Here is a 23,302-nt window from a genome sequence, read left to right on the forward strand (position 1 = left end):
GCGGAGATGACCCAGCCGAGGATGGCCGTCCCGCTCTGCCGCGGATACGGGCTGCTGTGAGCCGACCCGCTGCCCCACACCTCCAGCGGTTGCCAGCGCGGCTGGGAGGGATGAAGGCTGGAGGGCGAAACCGATCCACGAACGCTTACAGGTCCGAAGACTCCACCCATGCAGGCCTACCGCACCCTCACCGCACGTTTCGCCCGCCTCGGCGCCCTCGGCGACGCGGCCGGCATCCTCCACTGGGATCGCCAGACCCTGATGCCGGCCGGTGCGGCGGACGGGCGGGCCGAGCAGTTGGCGCAGCTCTCGGTCATCGCCCACGAGATCCTCACCGCGTCGCAGACCGGCGACCTGATCGACCAGGCCCATCACGAGCGCCAGCACCTCGACCCCTGGGAAGGGGCGAACCTGCGCGAGATGCGCCGCGCCTATCTCCATGCCTCGGCGGTCCCGGCCGACCTCGTGGCGGCAAGCTCCAAGGCTTCCTCGCGCTCCGGGATGATCTGGCGCGAGGCCCGCGCCCAGTCCGATTTCGGGCAGCTGGCGCCCGCCCTCGCCGAGACCCTGCGCCTGCAGCGCGCGGTGGGTGCAGCCAAGGGGGCGGCGCTGGGCCTCGATTCCTACGACGCCCTCCTCGACGGCTACGATCCCGGCATGCGCCGCGCCACCATCGATCCCCTGTTCGCGGATCTGCGCGCGACGCTGCCGGGCCTGATCGAAGCGGTCCGCGCCCGTCAGGCTTCCGGCCCGGCACCGCTGCCGCTGCCGGGTCCGTTCCCGGTGGAGACGCAGGCGGCGATCGGGCAGCGCCTGATGCAGGCCGTCGGCTTCGACATGACCCGCGGCCGCCTCGACGTGAGCCTGCATCCGTTCTGCGGGGGCGCGGCCGACGACGTGCGGATCACCACCCGCTACGACAGCGACGATGCTTCTCGCGCCCTGATGGGCGTGCTGCATGAGACCGGGCACGCGCTCTATGAGCAGGGCCTCCCCGCCGCGTGGCGCCATCAGCCGGTGGGCACTGCCAGGGGCATGACCTTGCACGAGAGCCAATCGTTGCTGGTGGAGATGCAGGCCTGCCGCTCGTTCGCGTTCTGCAGCTTCCTCGCCCCCGTCCTGCGGGAAGCCTTCGGCGGGGATGGGCCGGCCTGGACCGCCGAGAATCTCCACGGGCTCTACACACGGGTCGAGCCAGGCTTCATCCGGGTCGATGCCGACGAGGTCACGTATCCGGCGCATATCCTGCTGCGCTACGACCTCGAAACCGCGATGATGGCGGGCGACCTCGCGGTGAACGACCTGCCCGGTGCCTTCAACGACGGCCTGCGGGATCTCCTCGGCCTGACCGTGCCGGACGACCGCCAGGGCTGCCTCCAGGACATCCACTGGCCGAGCGGAAGCTTCGGTTACTTCCCGACCTACACCCTCGGCGCCATGGCGGCGGCGCAGTTGTTCCGGGCCGCCTGCGAGGCGGCGCCGGGCATCCTGACCGGCCTCGCCGTCGGCGACTTCACGGATTTGCGCGGCTGGCTGCGCGACAGTGTGCACGCGCGGGCCAGTCTGTTGGAGACCGATGACCTGCTCGTGGCCGCGACCGGACGTCCGCTGAGCGCCGCGGACTTCACGCGCCACCTGCATCACCGCTACCTCGGAGAGTCCTGACGCCCCGGTCGCGGCGGCGCGCAGAGGCGGCCTGATCTCCGCAGGCGGGTGGCTCCGAATCCGTTACGACGCGATCGCCCGAACCTGGGACGTCGGCCGATGCAGGGCCGCCTGCCGGTTCAGCGCCGCGATGGTCGCGGCATCGCCCGCGGAGGGCACGGGACGACCGAGCAGGTAGCCCTGGACCTCCGTGCAGCCCTCGGCCGTGACGAGATCGAGATGGGCCTGGGTTTCGACCCCCTCGGCCACGGTGGTGACGCCGAGGCGGCGGCCGAGATCGGCGACGACCCCGACGATCGCCGCGCATTCAGGACGCTGCACCGCATCCTGCACGAACGACCCATCGATCTTGATCTTATCGAAGGGGAAGGAGCGCAGATGCGCCAGCGACGAGAACCCGGTTCCGAAATCGTCGAGCGCCACCCGGACGCCGAGATCGCGGACGCGACGCAGATCCGCGAGGCAGTCGAGCTCATCGGCGAGCAGGGCACTCTCGGTGATCTCGATTTCCAGGCGGCTCGGCTCCAGGCCGGCACCGACCAGCGCCGCCAGGATGTTCGACGCGAGGGTGCCCTTGCCGAGCTGCTTGGCCGAGACATTGACGGCGACCCGCGCGTCGTCGTCCCAGGACGCGGCGTCCCGGCAGGCGCGATTGAGGACCCAGATGCCGAGTTCGTCGATCAGTCCGCTCTCCTCGGCGACCGGGATGAACTCGGCGGGTGAAATCCAGCCCCGCGTCCGATGATGCCAGCGGATGAGGCCTTCGCGCGCCGTGACCCGTCCGGTCGCGATGTCGGTGATCGGCTGGTAGAACAGGAACAGGCTGTCGGCCTGCGCGAGCGCCGCACGCAGCTTGCCTTCGAGGCGCACGCGCTCGTGCACCCGCGTCTCCAGTTCGGGTGTGAACACCCGGAAGGTCTTCTTGCCGGCCGCCTTGGCGGCATAGAGCGCCATGTCGGCCCGCGACAGCAGGATCTCGGAATCGGTTCCGTGCTCCGGCGCCGCCGCCACGCCGATCGAGGCGCCGATCTCGAGCCGGCGTTCGGCCTCGATCTGATAGGGCGCGACGATCTCGAGGAGCAGGGTCCTGGCGACGTCCCGCGCCTCCTCGATGCCGGCCTCGGCGATCAGGATGGCGAACTCATCGCCGCCCAGGCGCGCGACCATGGTTCCGGGGCGTCCGCAGCAGGCCCTGAGCCGATCCGCCACCCGGATCAGCAGCGTGTCTCCGACAAGATGGCCGTGGGAATCGTTGACGAACTTGAAGCCGTCGAGATCGATGAACAGCAGGCCCAGCTTGGGATCGGGACGTGCGAGGCAGGCCTTGAGATGCTCGCGGAAGGTGTTGCGGTTGGCCAGGGCGGTCAGCGTGTCGAAATGCGCCAGCTGCTGAATCCGGGCTTCTGCTGCAACCTGCTTGGTGATCACCGACCAGGTCAGCATCGGGCCGAGATAGACACCATCCGTTCCCGTCACCGCCGAGACCTGAAGGTCCAGCACCTCGGACCCGAGCTTGATCCGGGCGTGATGGGGAAGGTTGGCGGGGTCGGCCAGGAGCTGGCGCTGGTGGTGCGGATGGCGATGGAAGACGTCGATCGAGGCCCCGAGCAACTCGGACGGCTTGATCGGCAGCAGATCCTTGATCTGCCCCAACGTCCGCTTCGAGGTCTCGTTGAGGTATGAGAATTGAAGGTGACGGGATCGACCGTCATCACCGCCACCGGCATGTCGTCGATCATGCGCAGCAGGCGATACTCCTCCTGTTCCTTGGCGACCTCCGCGGTTGCGATGGCCCAGACCAGCAGGGCGCGGCTGACCCGTCCCGTCGAGTCGGGCAGGGGATGGATATGCAGGTCGAGCCATTCCTGTCCGAAGCAGATCCGCGCCTTGTGCGGCAGCCGCCCCGAATCCGACAGAAGCGTGCGCTGGTGAAGCGGATCCCGGTGAAACACGTCGATCGAGGTGCCCACGATGGTCTCCGGATCGAACCCGAGCGTCTCACGGATCGATTGAAGCAGGGCGATCGAGCACGGATTGGCGTAGTCGATTTTGAAGGTGTCGAGGTTGCACGTCATGGCGCCGACCGGAAGGACGTCGAACATGCGCTCGAAGTCGAGAGGTTCGAGCGGCATGGCGGTGCCGGGCGGTGCTTTCGCGAGAATCGGACAGCCCGTCATCGTTTCCATCCCACCCGGAATCCGAGCCTCACGATCCGCCATTCCGGCAGCCGTTACGCACGCCCCTTCAGAGCCCATGCCCCCTGAGCGTCGGACGCCTGGGATGCGGTGCTGACCAGACCCGACGCTGTGCTTCAAACAATTGAATTTTTTCTAAATCATGCTTTTTGTTGCTTGATATTCTCAAATATAAACTCCACAACCCTAGATTATATTGTCGATATTCGCCAGAAACGACAATAGCAGCTGGCAAGATGATAGTGCTCTGCCATGAGGTCCGGGTGCTGTACGCCGAGAATTCGGCACGGGCCGACAAGCCGATTCCGCGCCGTCTGCGACGACCTGAAGGTTCGATGACGATGCACTTGCCTCGACTGGCGTCGCGAATCCGCACCACCGCACCGTCCGGCCATGCGATCCACTGGCAGAACCTCATCGGCGGGCTCGAACACAGTCGCACTTCACCAATTCGTGATCGACATGACCCTCTGGCGAATCGGCGCTCTCGTCGGGCGGCGCGCGCTCGCGCACCGGAGGGCTCGGGTCCGGCACGGCCGCACTGCACAAAACTCATGGACCTCGCGGGAGCCAGCCTGTAGGGGAGCCGGCCCTATCATCCAGCGCTGATGCCGGAGACCATCATGGCGGCCTGCGGCCTCGACTTCGGTACCTCGAACACCACCCTCGGCCTCGTGACCGGGCAGCGTCCGCAGCTCATGCCCCTCGAAGGGCGCCATGTGACGATCCCCAGTGCGATCTTCTTTCCGCCGGGACAGCCGCCCTTCGTCGGGCGCGCTGCCATGGCCGAGTACGTGGAGGGCACGCCGGGCCGGCTGATGCGAAGCCTCAAATCGGTGCTCGGTTCGTCGCTGCTCGAGGAAACCACGCCGGTCGGGCGCGAGCGCATCAAGTTCCGCGACGTGATCGGACGCTATCTCAGCGCCGTGAAGGCCCGCGCGGAGGCGGCGAGCGGCCAGTCCCTCGACACCGTGGTGCACGGCCGCCCGGTCCACTTTGTCGACGGCGATCCGGAGGGCGACGCCCGGGCCGAGGACGCCCTGCGGGAGATCGCAACCAGCATCGGCTTCCGTCACGTCTCGTTCCAGTTCGAACCGATCGCGGCGGCCCTCGACTACGAGCAGCAGGTGCGCGCGGAGGAGATCGCCCTGATCGCGGATATCGGGGGCGGCACCTCGGATTTCTCGATCGTGCGCCTGTCGCCGGAGCGACATGCCAAGCGCGAGCGCAGCGACGACATCCTGGCCAATGACGGCGTGCGCATCGGCGGTACCGATTTCGACCGTCGCCTCAGCCTCGGGACCGTGATGCCCCTGCTCGGCCTGGGCAGCGCCATGAACCGGGGCGATCTCGACGTACCGACCGGCTATTTCCACGACCTCGCCACCTGGTCGAGCATCAACCGGCTCTACAACGCCAAGACCCTACGGGAGATCGAGGAGGTGCGCCGCGACGCCCGCCGCCCCGATCTCCTGGCGCGGCTCCACACCGTGGTGGAGGCCGAGCGCGGTCATTCCCTGGCCATGGAAGTAGAGGGCGCCAAGATCGCGACCTCCGAAGACGGCGAGGGCCGGGTCGACCTCGATTGGGTCGAGGCCGGGCTCCGGGCCGAGATCGATCGGTCGGGACTCGTCCTTCATACCGACGAGCTTGCCCGGCGCATCGCCGAGCGCATCGGACGCTGCCTCGCGCAGGCCGGCCTGACCGCCGACCGCATCGATGCGCTCTTCCTCACGGGCGGCTCGACGGGCTTGCCCCATGTCCGTGCGGCCCTGACCGCGTGCGTGCCGAACGCCCGCGTGGTCGATGGCGACACCTTCGGGTCGGTTGGGACCGGCTTGACCATCGAGGCGGCGCGGCGCGCGGCCTGAACGGGACGTCGCCCACGCGGGAATCCCTCCGCGACAAAACCCGACCGACCCGCGCTTTGTCGCGAGGCTGGCCGGTGATACGAGCAGGCCATGACCACACGACCACCATCACGCGGGGGATCCGGGCGCAAGGGCGCCGGGCCGAGCCGCAGCGGCCCAGCGGGCCGTCCCGGCCGCCCCGGCAAGCCGGGCGCCTTCATCCGGCCGGAGCGCGAGCGGACGGGCCCCCGCACCAGCGCCCTCGACGCCGCGCAGCGCGCCGCGCAGGGGCGGGGCGACGCCGCCGCCAAGCACGCGCCCTGGCGCCCCGGGCAGGAGCCGCGCGACCGCGCCGATGCCGCGCCGGAGCCGTTCGAGGCGATCGACGAGGCACCCCGCCGGGTCCGCCGCCCACGCACAGAACGCTCGGATGACGCGGCGGCGACGCCTCCGCGCCGGGCCGAGGCCACGGCGCGCGGCGGCGCGCCCGTCACGGAGGGGCCGACCCGGCGCGAGCAGCGCGCGGCGGCCTCCGCCACGCTGGCCTCCGGCGTTCAGACGCTGACCGTGGACGAGGACGAGGCCGGCATGCGGATCGACCGCTTCCTGACCACCCGTTTCCCGCAACTGCCCTTCACCCGCGTCCAGAGCATCGTTCGCAAGGGCGAACTTCGGGTCGATGGCAAGCGTGCCAAACCCAACGACCGGCTGGAGCCGGGCATGAGCGTGCGCGTGCCGCCCCTCAAGCTGGAAGCGCAGGGCGAACGCCCGCGCTCCGTCGCGCGGGATGCCACCGATGCCGATTTCATCCGCTCGCTCATCCTCTACGAGGATGCCGAGATGATGATCCTCAACAAGCCTTTCGGCCTCGCGGTGCAGGGTGGCTCCGGAACCGTGCGGCACGTGGACGGCCTCTTGGAGGCACTGACGGGCAAGGACGGCCAGAAGCCGCGCCTGGTCCACCGCCTCGACAAGGACACCGCCGGCTGCCTCATCGTCGCCAAGACGCGGCTCGCCGCCGCCACCCTGGCGAAAAGCTTCCGCTCGCGCTCGGCCCGCAAGGTCTACTGGGCTCTCACCGCCGGTGTTCCGCGCGTGCCGCAGGGTCGCATCTCCACCTATCTCGCCAAGGAGGAGCCCACGGACGCCGATGCGCGGATGCGGGTGGCCAAGCATGGCGACGAGGGGGCTGCGCACGCGCTGACTTACTACGCCATGGTCGACAACGCGGCCCAGAAGCTGTCTTGGCTGTCGCTGAAGCCGGTGACCGGACGCACCCACCAGCTGCGCGCCCATGCAGCCCATATCGGCCATCCCATCGTCGGCGATCCGAAATACTTCAGCATCGAGAACTGGGAATTGCCCGGCGGAATCCAGAATCGCCTGCATCTTCTCGCACGCCGAATCGTGATTCCCCATCCGCGCACGGGCAAGCCCGTCGACGTCACGGCTCCGCTTCCACCGCATATGGCGCAGAGCTGGAACCTCCTTGGATTCGACGCGTCCCGCTACGATCCGATCGTCGAGGCCCCCGAAGCCTGAGCCCACGATCCCGACGTCCGATGCCGGGGCAGAATGCGCCGGCAAGGCCAGAACGGGGAGGGCACGCGTGTTGAACCTTGCCACGTTGCACCTTGGCAAGCGCCCGCCAGGGCCTATCCTCTTCGACACAGCCCGGCTCGGCGCCTCGCCGCCGGCCAAGGACCGGCGCGCCACGATGCCTCGAGACACGATCCTGAAGCCCGCCAACGCGATCGGCTTCGCGCTCCTCGCCCTCTCGGTGTTCACCGTGGGCAGCGCATACGACAGCAAGGTCTTTGCGCAGGCCGCCCCGCCGGCGCAGACCAGGGCGCCGTCCCAGATGGCACCCCAGGCCCAGGCGCCACTTCAGAACCCGGCCACGCCTCAACAACCCCAAGGATTGCAGCCGGCGCAGCCGCAATCGCCCCCCGCTGCTCAGCCTCAGGGCCAGGGCTCGCGCTCCGCGGCGCCCAGTCAGCCGGCCGGGGCATCGGCGGGGCGCGGCACGGCGCAACAGGCCAGCCGGCCCCGTCGGCGGTCCTATGCGGCGTGCAACCGCATTTCGCACACGCGCGGCTTGCGCGGCGGGGCTCGGCGCCGATTCCTCGTCCGCTGCAAGCTCGGCTACGATCGGCCCCGCAATGGCCAGTCCCAGCCCAACCGGCAGCCTTAATCAGATCGTCCGCAGCACGAGCCCGATCCCGTGAAGCTCATCGTCTTCGACGTCGACGGAACCCTGGTCGACAGCCAACATCTGATCGTAGCCGCGCAGGGCATGGCCTTCGCCGAGCACGGCCTGACGGCCCCGAGCCGCACCGAATCACTCTCCGTGGTCGGCTTGTCCCTGCCGCAGGCGTTTCGACGCCTCGTCGGCGAGGATGGCCCGATCGAGGGTCTGTCGGAGAGCTATAAGCGCGCCTTCAATATCCTGCGCCTCGATCCGAACTACGAGGAGCCGCTGTTTCCCGGCATAGGCGACCTTCTCACCCGCCTGCATGCCCGCGACGACGTGCAACTCGGCATCGCAACCGGCAAGGCGCGGCGCGGCGTCGATCGGCTGATCGACACCCATGGCTGGAAGGGCTGGTTCGCCACAACCCAGAGCGCCGACGACGCCCCCTCGAAACCGGACCCGGCGATGCTTCTCCAGGCCATGACGGACACCGGCTCCGAGCCGGGCGCCACGGTGATGATCGGAGACACCACCTACGACATGGCGATGGCGGTGAGCGCAGGCGTGGCGGCGGTCGGTGTCGGCTGGGGCTATCATCCGGTCGGCGCCCTCTTCGGCGCGGGCGCCTCCATCGTGGTCGACACCGCGGACGATCTCGGCGCCTTGTTCACCGGAACGCTCCGCGATCCGACGGCGGCGACAGCCTGATCCTTCGGCACCGGCGTCTCGCAGGCTGCGGGCCGATGCCCTATCTGATCCTGCATGAGCGACGATCCAAAATCCGAAGGCCCGAACCGCGATGGGGCGAACCGTGACGGGCCGGACGCCGACTGGCTCGGCGCGCCCGGTTCCGCTGCCCCCCCCGATCCCACTCGTTCGGCGCGCGGCCCCGGCAAGCCAGCGCTGCCCAAGCGCTTCTATGCCGAGGCGGGCCTCGGCGAGCACGCCGGCGGCTTCCGCCTGACCCTGGACGGACGTCCCGCCAACACCCCCGCCCGCAATCCCCTGGCCCTGCCGACGCGCGCGCTCGCCGAGGCCGTGGCCGCCGAGTGGGCGGCACAGATCGACGTCATCGACCCGTCCCGAATGCCACTGACGCGTCTCGCCAACACCGCCATCGACGGAGTCGCGCCGCGGCGCGAGGCCGTGGTGGACGACCTGTCGGCCTATGCGGGCACCGATCTGCTGGCCTATCGGGCCGGCGATCCGGACCGCCTCGTCCAGGCGCAGGCCGAAGCCTGGGACCCGGTGCTCGATTGGGCGCACGAGGCCCTGGGCGCCCGCTTCATCCTCGGGGAGGGAGTGATGCATGTCACCCAGCCGGACACCACGGTGGCGGCCCTGCGCCGGGCCATCGGCGAGACGGACGGCCCCTTCCGTTTGGCCGCCCTCCACACCCTCACCACCCTGACGGGATCGCTCGTCCTCGCCCTCGCAGTGCTGCGCGGCCGGCTCACGCCCGCTCAGGCCTGGACGGCGGCGCATGTCGACGAGACCTATCAGGCGAGCGTCTGGGGGCAGGACGAAGAGGCGGCGGCCCGGCAGGCGCAGCGCCGCGCCGAATTCGACGCCGCGGCGCAACTCTCGGCCCTGTCCGACGCCGGGTGATGCGGCGGCCCTGACACGGTCCGAACGGGTTCCGTTAATACCCCCGTGCTAAGCCGTCCGGATCACGGGGGCGACGTGACATGTCCGGACGGGACCAGAAAAGCCTTGCCGCACAGGCGCACACGCCGGCATCCGACGTTCCGAATGCCCGGGCGCGCCTGTGGTTCGCGATCCTGATCCTCGGCGCCATCACGACGCTGTGGATGCGCGTGGCCGGACTCGCGGTCGATCTCCCGAGTGCGCTGCCGCCCGCCCTGGCCTGCGCCGGGCTCGAACTCCTGGCGACGTTCTATCTGACGAGGCGGCCGGAGCCGCGCTTCGCCGTGACCCTTTCGGGTCTTGCGCAGATCATCGCGGTCAGTGCCTTTGCCGGCCTGCTCTCCTACGCGGCGGCCGCAACCGGCGGCCCGCTCTGGGACGGCACCTTCCAGGCGCTCGATAAAGCTCTCGGCCTCGACTGGCCGGCCTATCTCCATACCCTGAACGACCATCCGAGACTCGGCTTCGCCCTATCGCTGGCCTACCAAAGCCTGATGCCGCAGATGATCCTGGTGGTGATCGTGCTCGGCTTCAGCGGACGCCTGAGTGCCGTACGGGACTTCGTACTGGCCTTCATGATCGCCGGTTTGATCACCGTCCTGCTCTCGGGCTTGATGCCCGCGATGGCGATGTTCGTGCATCTTGGGCTACGTCCGCAGGATTTCCCCGGGTTGAATCCGGCCGCCGCTTACGTTCATCTCGCCCCCCTGTCGGGCCTGCGCGACGGGACAGTTCGGATCATCTCCCTCGCCGAGATCGAAGGGATCATCACCTTCCCGAGCTTCCATGCGGCACTCGGGGTCCTGTTCGCGCGCTTCTTCTGGATGTCACGGATCACGCGCTGGCCCGGCCTCGCCGTCAACGCGATGCTGATCGCCGCGACACCGATCGATGGCGGCCACTACTTCGTCGATGTCGGTGCGGGTGCCCTGATCGCGGTCGCGGCGATTGCGGCGGCCCGAATCCTGAACCGGAGCGCGACGCGCCGGAGCGGCATGTCGGATGCTCCGGTCGCCTTGACGGCGACATCCGCCTGAACCCGGGCTTCCGACGCAACGATCGATTTTCGTGAGAGAATCCCTGTGGTATGGCCCCACCAGGCCGACCGCCAAGCTCGCCGCGAGAGGGGCTGGTGGCTCGTGGCCGGAAACGCCAGCACAAGCCACGAGGCGCAGCCCCATGAAGGACATCCTCGCATGAAGGACATTCTCGAGAAGCTCGAAGAGCGGCGCGCCCAAGCCCGCCTCGGCGGCGGCGAGAACCGCGTCGTGGCCCAGCACAAGCGGGGCAAGCTGACGGCGCGCGAGCGCATCGAACTCCTTCTCGACCATGGGTCGTTCGAGGAATTCGACATGTTCGTGCAGCATCGCTCCACCGATTTCGGCATGGAAAAGCAAAAGATTCCCGGTGACGGCGTCGTCACGGGTTGGGGCACCATCAACGGCCGCACCGTCTTCCTGTTCTCGAAGGACTTCACGGTGTTCGGCGGCTCGCTCTCCGAGACGCACGCCGCCAAGATCGTGAAGGTGCAGGACATGGCGCTGAAGATGCGCGCGCCCATCATCGGCATTTTCGATGCCGGCGGCGCCCGCATCCAGGAGGGTGTCGCGGCGCTGGGCGGCTACGGCGAGGTCTTCCGCCGCAATGTCGCGGCCTCCGGCGTCATTCCGCAGATCTCGGTCATCATGGGTCCCTGCGCGGGCGGCGACGTGTACTCGCCGGCCATGACCGACTTCATCTTCATGGTGCGCGACACGAGCTACATGTTCGTCACCGGACCGGACGTGGTGAAGACGGTGACCAACGAGGTCGTGACCGCCGAGGAACTCGGCGGCGCCAAGGTTCACACCACCAAGTCCTCCATCGCCGACGGTTCCTTCGAGAACGACGTCGAGGCCCTGCTGCAGATCCGCCGCCTGGTCGACTTCCTGCCCGCCAACAACATCGACGGCGTGCCGGAACTCGAGAGCTTCGACGATCCGCTCCGCCTCGACATGAGCCTCGACACCCTGATCCCCGACAATCCGAACAAGCCCTACGACATGGGCGAGTTGATCCGCCGCGTGGCCGACGAGGGCGACTTCTTCGAGATCCAGGCCACCTACGCCCGCAACATCATGACGGGCTTTGGTCGCATCGAGGGCCGCACCGTGGGCTTCGTCGCCAACCAGCCGATGGTGCTGGCCGGCGTGCTCGATTCCGACGCCTCCCGCAAGGCCGCCCGGTTCGTGCGCTTCTGCGACGCGTTCTCAATCCCGATCGTGACCTTCGTCGACGTGCCGGGCTTCCTGCCGGGAACGGCCCAGGAATACGGCGGCCTGATCAAGCACGGCGCCAAGCTGCTCTTCGCCTACAGTCAAGCCACGGTGCCGCTGGTGACCATTATCACCCGGAAGGCCTTCGGCGGCGCCTACGACGTGATGGCCTCCAAGCACGTGGGGGCCGACCTCAACTATGCCTGGCCCACCGCGCAGATCGCCGTGATGGGTGCCAAGGGCGCCGTCGAGATCATTTTCCGCAGCGAGATCGGCGATGCCGGCAAGATCGCGGAGCGCACGTCGGAGTACGAGGATCGCTTCCTCTCGCCGTTCGTGGCGGCCGAGCGCGGCTACATCGACGAGGTGATCATGCCCCACTCCACGCGCAAGCGCATCGCCCGGGCGCTGAGCATGCTGCGCACCAAGGAGATGGAGCAGCCCTGGAAGAAGCACGACAACATCCCGCTCTGAACCCGGATGTGACGATCAAGCCCGGCGCTCACTGCGCCGGGCCGGTTTGGCGAAAGATTCCGATGGCCTATTCGCGGAAGGGTGCCATGATCCCGCACCCACAACCGGGAGGAGACAGGTCATGGCGGCTGAACAGAAGCGCGGAAGTCGCGAGGCCAAGAAGCCCAAGAAGGCCGTGACGAAGACGATCGCGGCGGCACCCTCCACAAAGGGCACGGTGGTGGCCGCACCGAAGGCCGGCAAGAAGTAGCAAGCCCGACCAGGGCCGGCGGACGGCTCCAGGGCCGCGCCGGCCGAGGCCTCAGCTCCGAATGATCCGGGTCCGCTGGACGGTCTTCGCACTCGACTCGGGCGGGCCTCCGAGTTCCAGAAGCACGATCTCCGGCGGAACGCCGAGACGCACCGGAATCCGGCTGACGCCAAACCCCCCCGACACGATCATGTGGCGTCCCTTCCGGACCACGTGGCCGTAGGCGAAGTCGTTTCCGCGCACCGAGGGGATCACCGGTGAGTAGCCGAACAGGCGGACCTGACCGCCATGGGTATGGCCAGCCAGGGTCAGCGAGACCCGGTCCGGCACGTCCAGGAAGAGATCCGGCTCGTGGATCATCAGGAGCACCGGTGCCGAATCGGTGATCTTGGCGAGGGTGCCCGGCAGGTCGTCGCGCCCCTGCTCGATCCGCTGGAGAAGGAACGGGATCTGATCGCCGACGCCGGCGACCCAGAACGGCTTGCCATCCTTTACCAGGCGCACGGCATCGTTCTCGAAGACGGGAATGCCGACATTCTCCAATGCGCGCTGCACCGCAATGGGGCCGTCGAGGCGCACCTGCGCCTCCTCGTCATCCCACCAATCGTGGTTTCCCAGAACCGAGTACACGCCGAGCGGCGCCCGAAGGGGTGCGACCACCTTGGCGAAATCGGTCAGCGGAACCTTGCGGAAGGTCACGCTGGGGCCGGCCGGGTAATCGCCGAGCATCAGGATGAGGTCGGGGTTGAGCGCGTTCGTGGCGTCGACGATCTCGGCGATCCGGTCCAGCGGCATGAATGGTTCGCCGACATGGAAATCCGCCAGCACGGCTACGCGCAGGGACAGGCCCGGCGTCCAGTTCGGTAGAGCCGGAGCGTAGGATGTGACGACCAAGCGATAGAGCGGCTCGATTCCGAACGCATAGGCGCCGGTTCCGCCCAGGGCGGCCGCACTCGCTCCGAATCCGGTCAGGAACTGCCGGCGACTCGGCAGGATCAGCATCGTCAGGCTCCCGGACCGCCAGAAGGGCGCGGCTCCATGCCCTCGCCGTCAATGGTGACGAAATCGAGGAGACAGCCGCGCCCGACGCTAGCGTTAGGCCCGATGCATTGACGAAGCGATACCGGATTCGTTGAAATCAGCCGGTGACGGCGACCGATCCGACCATCTCAGGAAAGGGGCGTATCCTCGTGCTCGAAGCGAGAGGAACGCGGGCCGCTCACGATCACGGACCGGTCCGATTTCCGGGCCGTGGCGGTGACCTGTACGGCGGCCGCCAGGGCCGGAAGCGCGACGGGACGGAACGTCTCGGCTTGATGATCAACCATGATGGAGGATCGGCCCGAACGTTGAGCTTGGCTCGAAGTCTGTCGACGGGGGTACATGCAACCGATGTCCTGTTGTGGCCGACCAGCTTAGTGAGATGATCTGCCTCATTATAAGCCATGCACGTCTCACGGGCACCGTTTGGTTCCACCCGGACGCTTATCGAGCAACGATGCAACCATAAAGCCGGCCTCAACCTGAATGAAAGCTTAAACCTGTCGCAATCCTTCGACTGATAAGGATTTCGGTTGCGATTCCCTTCATCAAAGCACTTAAGCATCAGGTGCATTGCAACGCAAAATAATGATGCATTGCGAAGACTAGTTTACCGAAGACGATCGGCGAAGCATGTTGTCGCGGTCAGCGCGACGGGACCGGAGCCGCGACCAGCCCTTGTTCGGCGATCCAGGCGACGGTCCGGTCGAGGGCGCGGCTGAGCCGATCGAACAGCGCGTCCACTTCCGACGGCGCGATCACAAGAGGTGGGCAGATGGCGATCCGGTCTCCGGCCAGGAATCGGACGATCAGGCCCTCCGCCTGGGCGAAGGCGACGCAGCGTGCCGCAACCCCGGCCTTCGGCTCATACTGGCGCTTGGTGGCCTTGTCGGCCACGAGTTCGATGCCGCCGATGAGGCCGATGCCGCGCGCTTCGCCGACCAGCGGATGCTGACCGAGGGCCGACAGGCGCGCCTGGAAATGCGGCGCCTTCTCGCCAACGCCTTCGACGATGCGGTCGCGCTTGTAGATCGCGATGGTCTTCAAGGCGACGGCGCAGGCCACCGGATGCCCGGAATAGGTGGTGCCGTGTCCGAAGGTGCCGAGCTTGGCGCTCTGCTGCACCATCAGGCGGTAGAGCGGCTCGTCCACCGAGACGCCGCCCAGCGGCAGGTAGCCCGAGGTCAGCGCCTTGGCGAAGGACAGGCTGTCCGGCGTCATCCCCATCGCCTCCGAGCCGAACCAGGTTCCCAGGCGCCCGAAGCCGCAGATCACCTCGTCGGCGATGAAGCGCACGTCGTGCCGGGCGAGCACCGCCTGGATCTTGGCGTAGTATCCCGTGGGCGGCAGAATGGCGCCGCCGGCGCCCAGCACCGGTTCGGCGATGAAGGCCGCGACGGTATCCGCCCCCTCCCGCTGGATCACCGCTTCGAGTTCGGCGGCGAGTCGGGTGGTGAAGGCGTCCTCGCTCTCGCCCTCCTGACCGAAGCGATAATGGTGCGGGCAGCCCACATGCAGGAAACCGGGCAGCGGCAGGTCCCAATCGGCGTGATTGGCGGGCAGGCCGGTCATCGACGCGGTGGCGACCGTGACGCCGTGATAGCCCCGGAGGTGGGAAAGGATCTTTTTCTTGCGCGGGCGACCGAGCGCATTGTTCATGTACCAGGTCAGCTTGACCTGGGTGTCGTTGGCTTCCGAGCCCGATGAGGTGAAGAAGATCTTCGAGGTCGGAACCGGCATCAACTCCTTCAGGGTCTCGGCCAGCTCGATCGCCGGGTCGTGGCTGCGGCCCGAGAAGAGATGCGTGAAAGGCAGGCGCGACATCTGCTCGCTGGCCGCCTCGACCAATTCTTCGTTGGAGTAGCCGAGCGCCGTGCACCACAGGCCCGCCATGCCCTCCAGGTAGGGCCGGCCGTCGCTGTCATAGACCCAGACCCCGTGACCGCGTTCGAGCACGAGGGGTCCCGTCTCCCGAAAGGTCTCCAGATTGGTGTAGGGATGGATCAGGGTTTCGACGTCGCGAGTCGCGAGGTTCGAGAGCATATTTTTGCCTGACGGTTGGACGATGGCCGACATGGGTGCGTGACTGTAACGAGGGCTGCCCGCCGTACAAACCCGCGCGACGTCGCAACCGGCGTGAGGCCACAAATGGAAAGCGCCATGCTCGACCCTGCAACCATCGTGGCCCATCCGGCCCCCGGCCGCGCCTGCGGATCGTGCACCCTCTGCTGCAAGGTCTACGACGTGCCGGCAGTGGAAAGCATGGCGGGGCAATGGTGCCGGCACACCCGACAGGGACGGGGTTGCGCCATCCACGCGACGCGGCCCGACCATTGCCGCGCCTTCCACTGCCTCTGGATGACGGAAGCCTGGCTCGGACCGGAATGGAAGCCCGAGCGGGCCAAGATGGTGCTGAGCCTCGATCCGGTTTCGCGACACATGAACGTGCAGGTCGATCCTGGTCAGCCGAACGCTTGGCGGCGCGAGCCCTATTACGGCCAGCTCAAGCGCTGGGCCGTATCGTCCCTGGCCCAGAAGCGCCACGTCCTGGTCCACCTTAACAAGACCACGACCGTGGTGCTGCCCGACCGCGACGTGGCTCTGGGCGTGTTCGAGCCCGGCGACCGCATGGTGGCCCGCGAACGCATGACGCCACAGGGCGTGATCATCGAAGTCGAGAAGGTGCGCGATGCGGCCTGATTCGCTCGGCGGCACGATCTGCGGCATCCTGTTCGACAAGGACGGCACTCTGGTGGACTTCGACCGGACTTGGGGGCCGGCCGCCTACGCCGTGATGTCCGACCTGTCGGGCGGCGACCGGGGCCGCCTCGAGGCCCTGATGCGGGTGAGTCACTACGTCGAACAAGAGCAACGCTTCCTGCCGACTTCGCCGCTCATCGCCGGCTCGTCGGCGGGATACGGTCCCCTCTGGGCCGACGTGCTGGGCCGCCCGGCGGGACCGGTGCTCTATGCCGAGATGGACGCGCTCTTCCGCGCAGCGGGACTGGCCTCGCTGACCCCGATCAAGGCGCCCGCGCAGCTCGCCGCGACCCTCGTGGCCGCCGGCTACGCGCTCGGCATCGCCACCAACGACGCCGAAGCCTCGGCCCGGGCCCAATGTGCGGCGCTGGGCCTCGATCCGCATTGCGCCTTCGTCGTAGGCTATGATTCCGGGCACGGGTCCAAGCCGAAGCCCGGCATGGTCACGGCCTTCGCCGATCATCTCGGCGTCCCGGCCCGCCGGATCGCGATGGTGGGGGATTCCCCTTACGACCTCGTCGCGGCCCGAAGCGCCGGAGCGGTTTCAATCGCCGTGCTCAGCGGCCCCCTCGGCCCGGCGGCCCGCGACGAGATGGGGCCGCTGGCCGATCACATCCTCGACTCGATCGCCGACCTGCCGGCGCTGCTCGGCCTCTAACTCTCGTTGTCCGAAACTGGTTGGTCCCGGGCCAGATCGCGCCATCGCAGTACCAGGCGCTCGAAATCCGCGATGTCCTCGGCCGGCAACTGGCCGAGGGTCCGGTCGACATAGGCCTTCTGAGCCAAGATCCCGCGGGTCGCCAGGTCGGTTCCGCCCGGGGTGAGGTAAAGGGCGTGCGAGCGGCGGTCGCCCGGGATGGGGCGGCGTTCCACAAGGCCCGCCTCAACGAGGCGATCGATCAGCCCCGAGACGTTGCCCTTGGTGACGTAGAGCCGGGCGGCGAGGTCCTGCTGCGTCATGCCCTCGCGCTCGGTGAGGGTCGAGAGCGCATCGAATTGCGGGATGGACAGGCCGAGACCGCGGAGTTCCCCGGCCATCGCCGCGGTGACCCGGCGGTTCAGGCGGATGAAGCGGAACCAGACCCGCAGCGGATCGGCGGCCTCTGCGGGCGTCGGGGAAGGCGGGGCTGGCGACATCGTGGCGTGGCTATAGCAGACCGGCGCCGAGTCTCGGAAGCGGTGCGATGCACGGTGCGGGTGGCGCCGCCGGTCGCGGACCGGTAAAGCTCGCCCGACACCGCCCCGCGACCCTCCGGACAGCGAATCCCCTCACAGCATGCGTCGTCTGCCCTACGAGGATCCCGTTACCCGAGCCGGCCCGGCCGCGCGCACTGTCGCGATCCTCGCCGTACTGGTGACGGTGTTCGCCCTGCTCCTGGTGCGCGATCCCCGGGCCGAGGCGGGGCCGGCACTGGCAACCCTCGGCGCCGGACTGGTGCTGGCCCTAGTCGCCGTCGCCTTCGCGCTGATCGCCTTCGTACGGGTCTGGCGCGAGGGTGCGCGCGGTCTCGGTGCGGCGCTGGCGGGCGTGTTCCTGGCGAGCCTGGTTCTCGCCTACCCGTCCTTCGCGGCCCTGCGCGGATTGCGGCTCCCGGGAATCGCGGACGTGACCACCGATACCGAGAATCCGCCCGCCTTCTCGCGCTCCCGCGCCGCCTTCGCCGCACGCGACGGGCGCTACCCGCCCGATCCCGGACCTGCCGCCCGCGCCGCCCAGCGCGCGGCCTATCCGCAGATCGCCCCACTCACCCTCGACCTCGACGCGGACGAAGCCTTCGAGCTTGCCCGCAAGGCGGCGGTGAACCGGCGCTGGCAGATCGTCGAGGCGATCCGGCCCGGCGGTCGCATCGGCAATGGACGGATCGAGGCGGTGTCGCGCGGACCGATCCTCAATCTCGCCGATGACGTCACGGTCCGGGTCCACCCGCGCGCCGATGGCGCCCGCATCGACGTCCGCTCCGCCTCGCGTCTCGGAACCCGCGATCTCGGCAGCAACGCCGACCGCATCCGCGCCTATCTGGACGAGGTCGCCAACCTCGCCATCGCGGTGAAGTGACCGGCCTCAGACCGGCGCATAACGGCTGGTGAGCAGAACGGGTCCGTCGCAGCGCGCGAGGTCGCGCTCGACCAGATCCTCGAGATGGGCGAAGACCGACAGGGCCGCCGCACCGCGCAGGGCTGGGTTCAGTCCCTGGTAGATCGCTCCCACGATGGCGCCGATGTCCCGATCCCCGGCCTCAAGGCGGGATCGAATCGCCGTCTCGCGCTGGCGCCGGTGCGTGGCGAGGCCGCGCACGAAGCGACGGGGATCGCGGACCGGGCCGCCATGGCCGGGCCAGTAGATCGTCTCGTCGCGGCTGCGCAACGCGTCAAGGGACTCCAGGTAGGCCCGCATCGAGCCGTCGGGCGGCGCCACGATGCTGGTCGACCACGCCATGACGTGATCCCCGGAGAACAGGGCGGCCTCCTCCCGCAGGGCGAAGGCGAGATGGTTCATGGTGTGCCCGGGGGTTTCCAGGGTCTCCAGGGTCCAACCCGGCCCCGCAATGATCTCGCCAGCGCGCAGTTCGCGGTCGGGCCGGTGATCCCGGTCCGCGCTGGCATCGAGATGCGGAAACTCGCCCTCGGCCAGGGCCCGTGCCGCGCGATGCGGGCCGCACCCGACGATCGGCGCACCGGTTCGAGCCTGAAGGAGGCGGGCGCCGGGCGAATGATCGCGGTGGGTGTGGGTGACCAGGATGGCCGCGACCGGGGCTCCCGCACAGGCCTCGAGGAGCGCGGCGATGTGGTGCGCGTTCTCCGGTCCGGGATCGATGATCGCGACGCTCTCGGCACCCACGATGTAGCTGCAGGTACCGGTGGCGGTAAACGGGCCCCCGTTCGGCGCGATGCGCCGCCGGACCAGCGGCGACAGCCGCACCGTCTCTCCACTCGGCGGCTGAGCTTCGTCGAGAACGGGATCGGTCTGCGTCTCGCTCATGCCGGCTCCTCACCGCGTGGATATCGCCGCGGGCCTATGCCATCGCCGCACCCCGGACAATGCGCGGCATCCGGCAGGCCGCTCAGTACACGAAGGGCGACGCCATCACGATCCGTGTGGGTGGGCGCGCCGGGACGAAGCGCGGCTCGACCTCGATCGGCGGAGGTGCGGGCTCGAACCCCGAGGTGGCGGCCACGCGGACGCGACCCGAGCGATCGGCGGTGCGCAGGGCCTTGCGGAAGGCGCGGGCGTCGGCCTCCCGCCGGACCACATCGACCTTAGCGTCGATGTCCCGCTGCACGCGGCGGGACAGACCACTGGCCTCCCGAAAATCCACCATCGTGAAGCCGCCGGACCGCCGCAACGCGACAACCACGGCACTCGCCTCGGTGGCCACCACGTCGCCGGCACGCAGGGTCAGGTCCTGGAGGATCGGCAGGGGCGTGGCGATCCCCTGCTCGGGCTGGCAGGCGCAGTGCGCGACACGCTTCGTGCGATAGAGATTGGCCACCGCCAGACTGCGATAAGGCTTTCCGTCGAGGCCGACCGCACGGTCGAGCTCGGTGTCCCGGCCTGCGAGGGTGAACAGACGCGTGGCCGTGCTCGGACAGGCGGCTGCGCAGGCGGCCTCGTGGATCGGCAGGTCCGCACGGGAGGCGAGGCGGCCCAGCGGAAACAGATAGCCGTCGCAGGACCGAACGCAGACCGTGCGTGCCCCTAGCATCGCGTGGGTCAAGCCACCGATCGCCCCAGCATTCCCCTTGACCACCATGGCCGGTGCGTCGGCGCGACGCCTGAGAGTTCGCCGCACTGGCGACGCGTCGGCGACGGGTCGCCGTGTCTGGCGAATCGCCCTTGCTGCCGTCACCCGCCGGGCATCGGGAAGCGACGCGTAATGGGCCGGGCGGCGATTGACCCGTGCCATCGCGACCGGCGCCGGCGGTGAAGCGCGAAAGATCGTCTCCAGGAAGCCGAACAGGCCGCTGCGCTCGGAGGCCTGGACCAGAGTCGTCCCGGCGGTGACGCCGCCGAAACCGAGCAGCAGGCCGGCCAGGGCCGTCACCGTCATTTGCTGACGCGTGCCGGCCGGTGCGAGACGCTGCCAATTCATTCCTGCGGCCCCCTGGCCATGCCCGCCGACGATGGTGTCCCCGCGTCAAGCGGCGAAGATGGCGCCGGGGCGGTCCGGCCCCTCCAGCTACACAGCAGGACGCACCGGACGCAACGGCGGCAAACAACCGAGACGAAGGGATCGGAGCAAGGCACCGTTCCCCGGCATCCGATCAGAGAGAGACCGGGGGTCCCGGACCATTGGCCGGCCGCGGCCGATCTCGGGTCCGAGCGAAGCGGGCGCATGCGTCGGCGCAGCGTCCGGGACCTGCGGTTTGTTCGCGGCGCGGAATGTCGTCCGTAGGGTCGGGGCCGAACCGCAACCTCCCCAATTAGAATGGAACTCCGTTTGGATTCTTTGCGCTCCCACCTGCTTGACGGAAGAAAAGCGAAACGCAGAGGTTCTATAATCTATGGTTGTATATTCGAAAAAACGCTTGTTCTCGCCTCTACTTCAAAGATGCTCCCTGCTCATTATGAGGCAAGACTTTCAGAAACTGCGCAGAAAAGCTCGCGCCGGTTCAATGGGCACTTTCGGGCCTGCGGATGGATGACCTGAGATTTATTACCTCGACACCGGAAAAACCGATGCTCATGCATGATAACATCATAGATCAAGCCTTTCGATTACATGTCACATTGAATTTATCTGAACTTTAAATCAACTTTAATAAATCTGTTGCATAAACGGTCGGACACAAGAAACAAAAAGTTAAACAGATCGAGCTTGGTTATTCGGGCTGGTTTGTTTCTTCGGGCTGGCAAGGGGCGAACATCTTCGAGGCATACTAAGCGTCGGGAAGCCAACCGAACCCAGGCATTTCTACAAAGCACCGGACCAACGGCTCACGAAGGACGGACCCAATCCGGCGTGGTGACCAACAACTCGACTCGGTTCCTGATCCTCAGAGAAGATCACTTCGCTCGACTGATTTCATCACCCCAACCGCAAGAGTTCCCTCCTATCGCCGCCGCGCTCACTGCGTGCCCGTTGGCTCCCCAAGCCGAGCGGGGTGCTGCCACGCCCAGGATCCCGTCCATGACTTTCTTCGGCAACAAGACATCGGCGAAGCTGCAGGCTCTGGACCGCTCTCAGGCCGTGATCGAATTCGCGCCCGATGGAACGATCATAAGCGCGAACACGAACTTTCTTGGAACGGTGGGGTATGATCTCGCGGAGGTCCAAGGCCAGCACCACCGGATGTTCGTGGACCCGGCGGAACGCGACAGCCCGGCTTACACGGCGTTCTGGGCCGCGCTGGCACGGGGAGAATATCAGCGCGGCGAGTACAAGCGCCTCGGCAAGAACGGCCGCGAGATCTGGCTGCAGGCGACCTACAATCCGATCCCCGGCCGCGACGGCCAAACCACGGGCATCGTCAAGTTCGCGACCGACGTCACGGCCGAGAAACTGCGCAGCGCTGACACCCGGGGTCAGGTCGAGGCGATCGGTCGTTCGCAGGGTGTCATCGAATTCGCCCTCGACGGAACCATCCTCACCGCCAACGCGAACTTTCTCGATGCGGTCGGCTACAGCTTGTCGGAGCTGAAGGGCCAGCACCACAGCCTCTTCGTCGATGCGGCCGAACGGGAAACGGCGCCCTACCGGGCGTTCTGGGCAGCGCTCGCGCGAGGCGAGTTCCAGTCGGGGGAGTTCCGCCGGATCGGCAAGGACGGCCGCGACATCTGGCTTCAAGCGACCTACAACCCGATCCTCGATCCAACCGGTCGGCCCCTCAAGGTGATCAAGTTCGCCACCGACATCACTGCCGAGAAGCTGCGCAACGCAGAACTGCAGGGTCAGGTCGAAGCCATCGGCCGTTCGCAGGGTGTGATCCATTTCGATCTCGACGGTCACGTACTCGATGCCAACGCGAACTTCCTATCCGCGCTCGGCTATGGCCTCGATCAGATCCGCGGCCGGCACCACCGCACATTCGTCGATGCCGCCCATGCCGCTTCGCCCGAGTACCAAGCGTTCTGGGCGGCCCTGCGCCGGGGTGAATTCCAGGCCGGGGTGTACCAGCGCGTGGGCGCCGGCGGTCGCACGATCTGGATCCAGGCGTCCTACAACCCAATCTTCGACATGAGCGGCAAGCCGTTCAAGGTGGTCAAGTACGCCACCGACGTCTCGGCCCGGATGCGCTCGCAGATCGAGGCCGCCGAGGCCTCGACGCAGACCCTGACCAACGTCCAGGCCGTCGCCTCGGCCGCCGAGGAACTGAACGCCTCGATCTCCGAGATTGCCGGCAGCCTCGCCCGCTCCCGACAGGAAGTCGACGAGATGGATGTCCGGGCTCAGAGAGCCGATCGCTCGACGGGCGAACTCGCGAGTGCGGCCAGTTCGATGAACGGGATCGTGCAGCTGATTCAGGGCGTTGGCGGGCAGATCAATCTCCTGGCGCTCAACGCCACCATAGAGGCCGCACGCGCGGGCGAAGCCGGGCGCGGCTTCGCCGTCGTGGCCGGCGAGGTCAAGAACCTCTCGAACCAGGTCACGAGCGCCACCGCGCGCATCGCCGACGACATCAAGGCGATGCAGGCGATTTCCGGCGATGTGGTCACGTCCCTGACGGCGATCGGACAATCGATCGAGGCTGTTCGGGGCTTCGTGACCGGCGTGGCCTCGGCAGTGGAGGAACAGAGCGCCGTCACCCGAGAGATCTCGATGAGCATGCAGACCGCAGCACACGGCGTGGCCGATATCGACCGCAACCTGCAAGCCCTGGCATCCTGAAGGCACCGAGCGGAAGGCGTTGAGCGACAGGCACCCGGCGAGAGGCATCGAGCGGATTGCGCGCGGTCGCCTCCAGCCCCGGACATAGCCGTTGGATCGTAATATAGCCCATGCTATGAGGTCCCGGGCGGCGCTACGGGCCGA

The 23,302-nt window shown here is 67.8% G+C and carries 21 protein-coding genes; 13 read left to right on the forward strand and 8 right to left on the reverse strand.

Annotated features, from left to right (window positions below):
* Window positions 1–168: 168 nt before the first annotated feature.
* Window positions 169–1,665 carry a carboxypeptidase M32 gene (locus ASF57_RS09470; RefSeq protein WP_056482312.1) on the forward strand — a complete coding sequence of 499 codons (1,497 nt, stop codon included), beginning with the start codon at window positions 169–171 and terminating at the stop codon, window positions 1,663–1,665.
* Between the two features lie 63 nt (window positions 1,666–1,728).
* On the opposite strand, the gene ASF57_RS09475 is transcribed toward ASF57_RS09470, so the two are convergent.
* Both ASF57_RS09475 and ASF57_RS26860 read right to left on the reverse strand, forming a co-directional pair.
* The gene (locus tag ASF57_RS09475; protein ID WP_244476893.1) at window positions 1,729–3,108 is read right to left on the reverse strand and encodes an EAL domain-containing protein; all 1,380 of its coding nucleotides are present in this window, start codon (window positions 3,106–3,108) and stop codon (window positions 1,729–1,731) included.
* Window positions 3,109–3,137: 29 nt separating this feature from the next.
* Window positions 3,138–3,851 carry a PAS domain-containing protein gene (locus ASF57_RS26860; protein WP_244476877.1) on the reverse strand — a complete coding sequence of 238 codons (714 nt, stop codon included), beginning with the start codon at window positions 3,849–3,851 and terminating at the stop codon, window positions 3,138–3,140.
* 632 nt (window positions 3,852–4,483) lie between these two features.
* On the opposite strand from ASF57_RS26860, the gene ASF57_RS09480 reads away from it, so the two are divergent.
* The 8 genes from ASF57_RS09480 (at window position 4,484) to ASF57_RS27230 (ending at window position 12,530) form a co-directional block, all read left to right on the forward strand.
* Window positions 4,484–5,731 (forward strand): Hsp70 family protein, encoded by a 1,248-nt coding sequence (locus tag ASF57_RS09480; RefSeq protein ID WP_056482794.1) that lies wholly within the window; start codon window positions 4,484–4,486, stop codon window positions 5,729–5,731.
* A gap of 90 nt (window positions 5,732–5,821) precedes the next feature.
* Window positions 5,822–7,252: an RluA family pseudouridine synthase gene (locus tag ASF57_RS09485; protein ID WP_056482317.1), complete on the forward strand. Its 1,431-nt coding sequence runs from the start codon at window positions 5,822–5,824 to the stop codon at window positions 7,250–7,252.
* A gap of 67 nt (window positions 7,253–7,319) precedes the next feature.
* Window positions 7,320–7,904, forward strand: coding sequence for a hypothetical protein (locus ASF57_RS09490; protein WP_056482320.1), 585 nt, complete (start codon window positions 7,320–7,322; stop codon window positions 7,902–7,904).
* Between the two features lie 30 nt (window positions 7,905–7,934).
* Complete coding sequence (locus ASF57_RS09495; RefSeq protein WP_056482323.1) at window positions 7,935–8,612, forward strand: HAD-IA family hydrolase; 678 nt, start codon at window positions 7,935–7,937, stop codon at window positions 8,610–8,612.
* Between the two features lie 54 nt (window positions 8,613–8,666).
* Window positions 8,667–9,512, forward strand: a complete 846-nt coding sequence (locus tag ASF57_RS09500; protein WP_056482326.1) for an ATP12 family protein — start codon at window positions 8,667–8,669, stop codon at window positions 9,510–9,512.
* A gap of 80 nt (window positions 9,513–9,592) precedes the next feature.
* Window positions 9,593–10,588 carry a phosphatase PAP2 family protein gene (locus ASF57_RS09505; protein ID WP_082503804.1) on the forward strand — a complete coding sequence of 332 codons (996 nt, stop codon included), beginning with the start codon at window positions 9,593–9,595 and terminating at the stop codon, window positions 10,586–10,588.
* A 159-nt stretch (window positions 10,589–10,747) separates the two neighbouring features.
* Window positions 10,748–12,280 (forward strand): acyl-CoA carboxylase subunit beta, encoded by a 1,533-nt coding sequence (locus ASF57_RS09510; protein ID WP_056184002.1) that lies wholly within the window; start codon window positions 10,748–10,750, stop codon window positions 12,278–12,280.
* A gap of 121 nt (window positions 12,281–12,401) precedes the next feature.
* A complete protein-coding gene (locus ASF57_RS27230; protein WP_274533552.1) occupies window positions 12,402–12,530 on the forward strand; it encodes a hypothetical protein in 129 nt (42 codons plus the stop codon).
* Window positions 12,531–12,581: 51 nt separating this feature from the next.
* On the opposite strand, the gene ASF57_RS09515 is transcribed toward ASF57_RS27230, so the two are convergent.
* The 3 genes from ASF57_RS09515 to ASF57_RS09520 form a co-directional block, all read right to left on the reverse strand.
* Window positions 12,582–13,532 carry a metallophosphoesterase gene (locus ASF57_RS09515; protein ID WP_056183999.1) on the reverse strand — a complete coding sequence of 317 codons (951 nt, stop codon included), beginning with the start codon at window positions 13,530–13,532 and terminating at the stop codon, window positions 12,582–12,584.
* Between the two features lie 167 nt (window positions 13,533–13,699).
* The gene (locus tag ASF57_RS25575) at window positions 13,700–13,858 is read right to left on the reverse strand and encodes a hypothetical protein (RefSeq protein WP_156376036.1); all 159 of its coding nucleotides are present in this window, start codon (window positions 13,856–13,858) and stop codon (window positions 13,700–13,702) included.
* A gap of 358 nt (window positions 13,859–14,216) precedes the next feature.
* Window positions 14,217–15,614, reverse strand: coding sequence for an aminotransferase (locus ASF57_RS09520; RefSeq protein ID WP_056183997.1), 1,398 nt, complete (start codon window positions 15,612–15,614; stop codon window positions 14,217–14,219).
* Between the two features lie 117 nt (window positions 15,615–15,731).
* Here ASF57_RS09520 and ASF57_RS09525 point away from each other — a divergent pair, with 117 nt between their 5' ends.
* Both ASF57_RS09525 and ASF57_RS09530 read left to right on the forward strand, forming a co-directional pair.
* Window positions 15,732–16,271, forward strand: a complete 540-nt coding sequence (locus tag ASF57_RS09525; protein WP_056482802.1) for a hypothetical protein — start codon at window positions 15,732–15,734, stop codon at window positions 16,269–16,271.
* Entirely contained in the window at window positions 16,261–16,989 is a 729-nt protein-coding gene (locus ASF57_RS09530; RefSeq protein WP_056482328.1) for an HAD family hydrolase, read from the forward strand. The genes ASF57_RS09525 and ASF57_RS09530 overlap by 11 nt, the downstream gene beginning before the upstream one ends.
* On the opposite strand, the gene ASF57_RS09535 is transcribed toward ASF57_RS09530, so the two are convergent.
* Complete coding sequence (locus ASF57_RS09535; protein WP_056183991.1) at window positions 16,986–17,468, reverse strand: MarR family transcriptional regulator; 483 nt, start codon at window positions 17,466–17,468, stop codon at window positions 16,986–16,988. The genes ASF57_RS09530 and ASF57_RS09535 overlap by 4 nt on opposite strands.
* Before the next feature lie 139 nt (window positions 17,469–17,607).
* Between ASF57_RS09535 and ASF57_RS09540 the strand changes: the two genes are divergently transcribed.
* The gene (locus ASF57_RS09540) at window positions 17,608–18,387 is read left to right on the forward strand and encodes a DUF1499 domain-containing protein (RefSeq protein ID WP_056183988.1); all 780 of its coding nucleotides are present in this window, start codon (window positions 17,608–17,610) and stop codon (window positions 18,385–18,387) included.
* Window positions 18,388–18,393: 6 nt separating this feature from the next.
* Here ASF57_RS09540 and ASF57_RS09545 read toward each other — a convergent pair whose 3' ends face one another.
* Both ASF57_RS09545 and ASF57_RS09550 read right to left on the reverse strand, forming a co-directional pair.
* Entirely contained in the window at window positions 18,394–19,311 is a 918-nt protein-coding gene (locus ASF57_RS09545; protein WP_056482333.1) for an MBL fold metallo-hydrolase, read from the reverse strand.
* Window positions 19,312–19,393: 82 nt separating this feature from the next.
* On the reverse strand, window positions 19,394–20,422 hold the full coding sequence (locus tag ASF57_RS09550) for a DUF2865 domain-containing protein (protein ID WP_056482337.1): 1,029 nt from the start codon (window positions 20,420–20,422) through the stop codon (window positions 19,394–19,396).
* A 1,038-nt stretch (window positions 20,423–21,460) separates the two neighbouring features.
* On the opposite strand from ASF57_RS09550, the gene ASF57_RS09555 reads away from it, so the two are divergent.
* A complete protein-coding gene (locus ASF57_RS09555; RefSeq protein ID WP_056183982.1) occupies window positions 21,461–23,158 on the forward strand; it encodes a PAS domain-containing methyl-accepting chemotaxis protein in 1,698 nt (565 codons plus the stop codon).
* Window positions 23,159–23,302 lie beyond the last annotated feature (144 nt).

Source organism: Methylobacterium sp. Leaf117 (genome assembly GCF_001422985.1).
Taxonomy (GTDB): Bacteria; Pseudomonadota; Alphaproteobacteria; order Rhizobiales; family Beijerinckiaceae; genus Methylobacterium.

What these genes read in the sequence shown, in the direction of transcription:
- ASF57_RS09470 (WP_056482312.1), top strand. Translation starts at nt 169, where the DNA reads ATGCAGGCCTACCGCACCCTCACCGCACGTTTCGCCCGCCTCGGCGCC.
- ASF57_RS09475 (WP_244476893.1), bottom strand. Translation starts at nt 3,108, where the DNA reads ATGCTGACCTGGTCGGTGATCACCAAGCAGGTTGCAGCAGAAGCCCGG.
- ASF57_RS26860 (WP_244476877.1), bottom strand. Translation starts at nt 3,851, where the DNA reads ATGGAAACGATGACGGGCTGTCCGATTCTCGCGAAAGCACCGCCCGGC.
- ASF57_RS09480 (WP_056482794.1), top strand. Translation starts at nt 4,484, where the DNA reads ATGGCGGCCTGCGGCCTCGACTTCGGTACCTCGAACACCACCCTCGGC.
- ASF57_RS09485 (WP_056482317.1), top strand. Translation starts at nt 5,822, where the DNA reads ATGACCACACGACCACCATCACGCGGGGGATCCGGGCGCAAGGGCGCC.
- ASF57_RS09500 (WP_056482326.1), top strand. Translation starts at nt 8,667, where the DNA reads ATGAGCGACGATCCAAAATCCGAAGGCCCGAACCGCGATGGGGCGAAC.
- ASF57_RS09505 (WP_082503804.1), top strand. Translation starts at nt 9,593, where the DNA reads ATGTCCGGACGGGACCAGAAAAGCCTTGCCGCACAGGCGCACACGCCG.
- ASF57_RS09510 (WP_056184002.1), top strand. Translation starts at nt 10,748, where the DNA reads ATGAAGGACATTCTCGAGAAGCTCGAAGAGCGGCGCGCCCAAGCCCGC.
- ASF57_RS27230 (WP_274533552.1), top strand. Translation starts at nt 12,402, where the DNA reads ATGGCGGCTGAACAGAAGCGCGGAAGTCGCGAGGCCAAGAAGCCCAAG.
- ASF57_RS09515 (WP_056183999.1), bottom strand. Translation starts at nt 13,532, where the DNA reads ATGCTGATCCTGCCGAGTCGCCGGCAGTTCCTGACCGGATTCGGAGCG.
- ASF57_RS25575 (WP_156376036.1), bottom strand. Translation starts at nt 13,858, where the DNA reads ATGGTTGATCATCAAGCCGAGACGTTCCGTCCCGTCGCGCTTCCGGCC.
- ASF57_RS09520 (WP_056183997.1), bottom strand. Translation starts at nt 15,614, where the DNA reads ATGCTCTCGAACCTCGCGACTCGCGACGTCGAAACCCTGATCCATCCC.
- ASF57_RS09525 (WP_056482802.1), top strand. Translation starts at nt 15,732, where the DNA reads ATGCTCGACCCTGCAACCATCGTGGCCCATCCGGCCCCCGGCCGCGCC.
- ASF57_RS09530 (WP_056482328.1), top strand. Translation starts at nt 16,261, where the DNA reads ATGCGGCCTGATTCGCTCGGCGGCACGATCTGCGGCATCCTGTTCGAC.
- ASF57_RS09535 (WP_056183991.1), bottom strand. Translation starts at nt 17,468, where the DNA reads ATGTCGCCAGCCCCGCCTTCCCCGACGCCCGCAGAGGCCGCCGATCCG.
- ASF57_RS09540 (WP_056183988.1), top strand. Translation starts at nt 17,608, where the DNA reads ATGCGTCGTCTGCCCTACGAGGATCCCGTTACCCGAGCCGGCCCGGCC.
- ASF57_RS09545 (WP_056482333.1), bottom strand. Translation starts at nt 19,311, where the DNA reads ATGAGCGAGACGCAGACCGATCCCGTTCTCGACGAAGCTCAGCCGCCG.
- ASF57_RS09550 (WP_056482337.1), bottom strand. Translation starts at nt 20,422, where the DNA reads ATGAATTGGCAGCGTCTCGCACCGGCCGGCACGCGTCAGCAAATGACG.
- ASF57_RS09555 (WP_056183982.1), top strand. Translation starts at nt 21,461, where the DNA reads ATGACTTTCTTCGGCAACAAGACATCGGCGAAGCTGCAGGCTCTGGAC.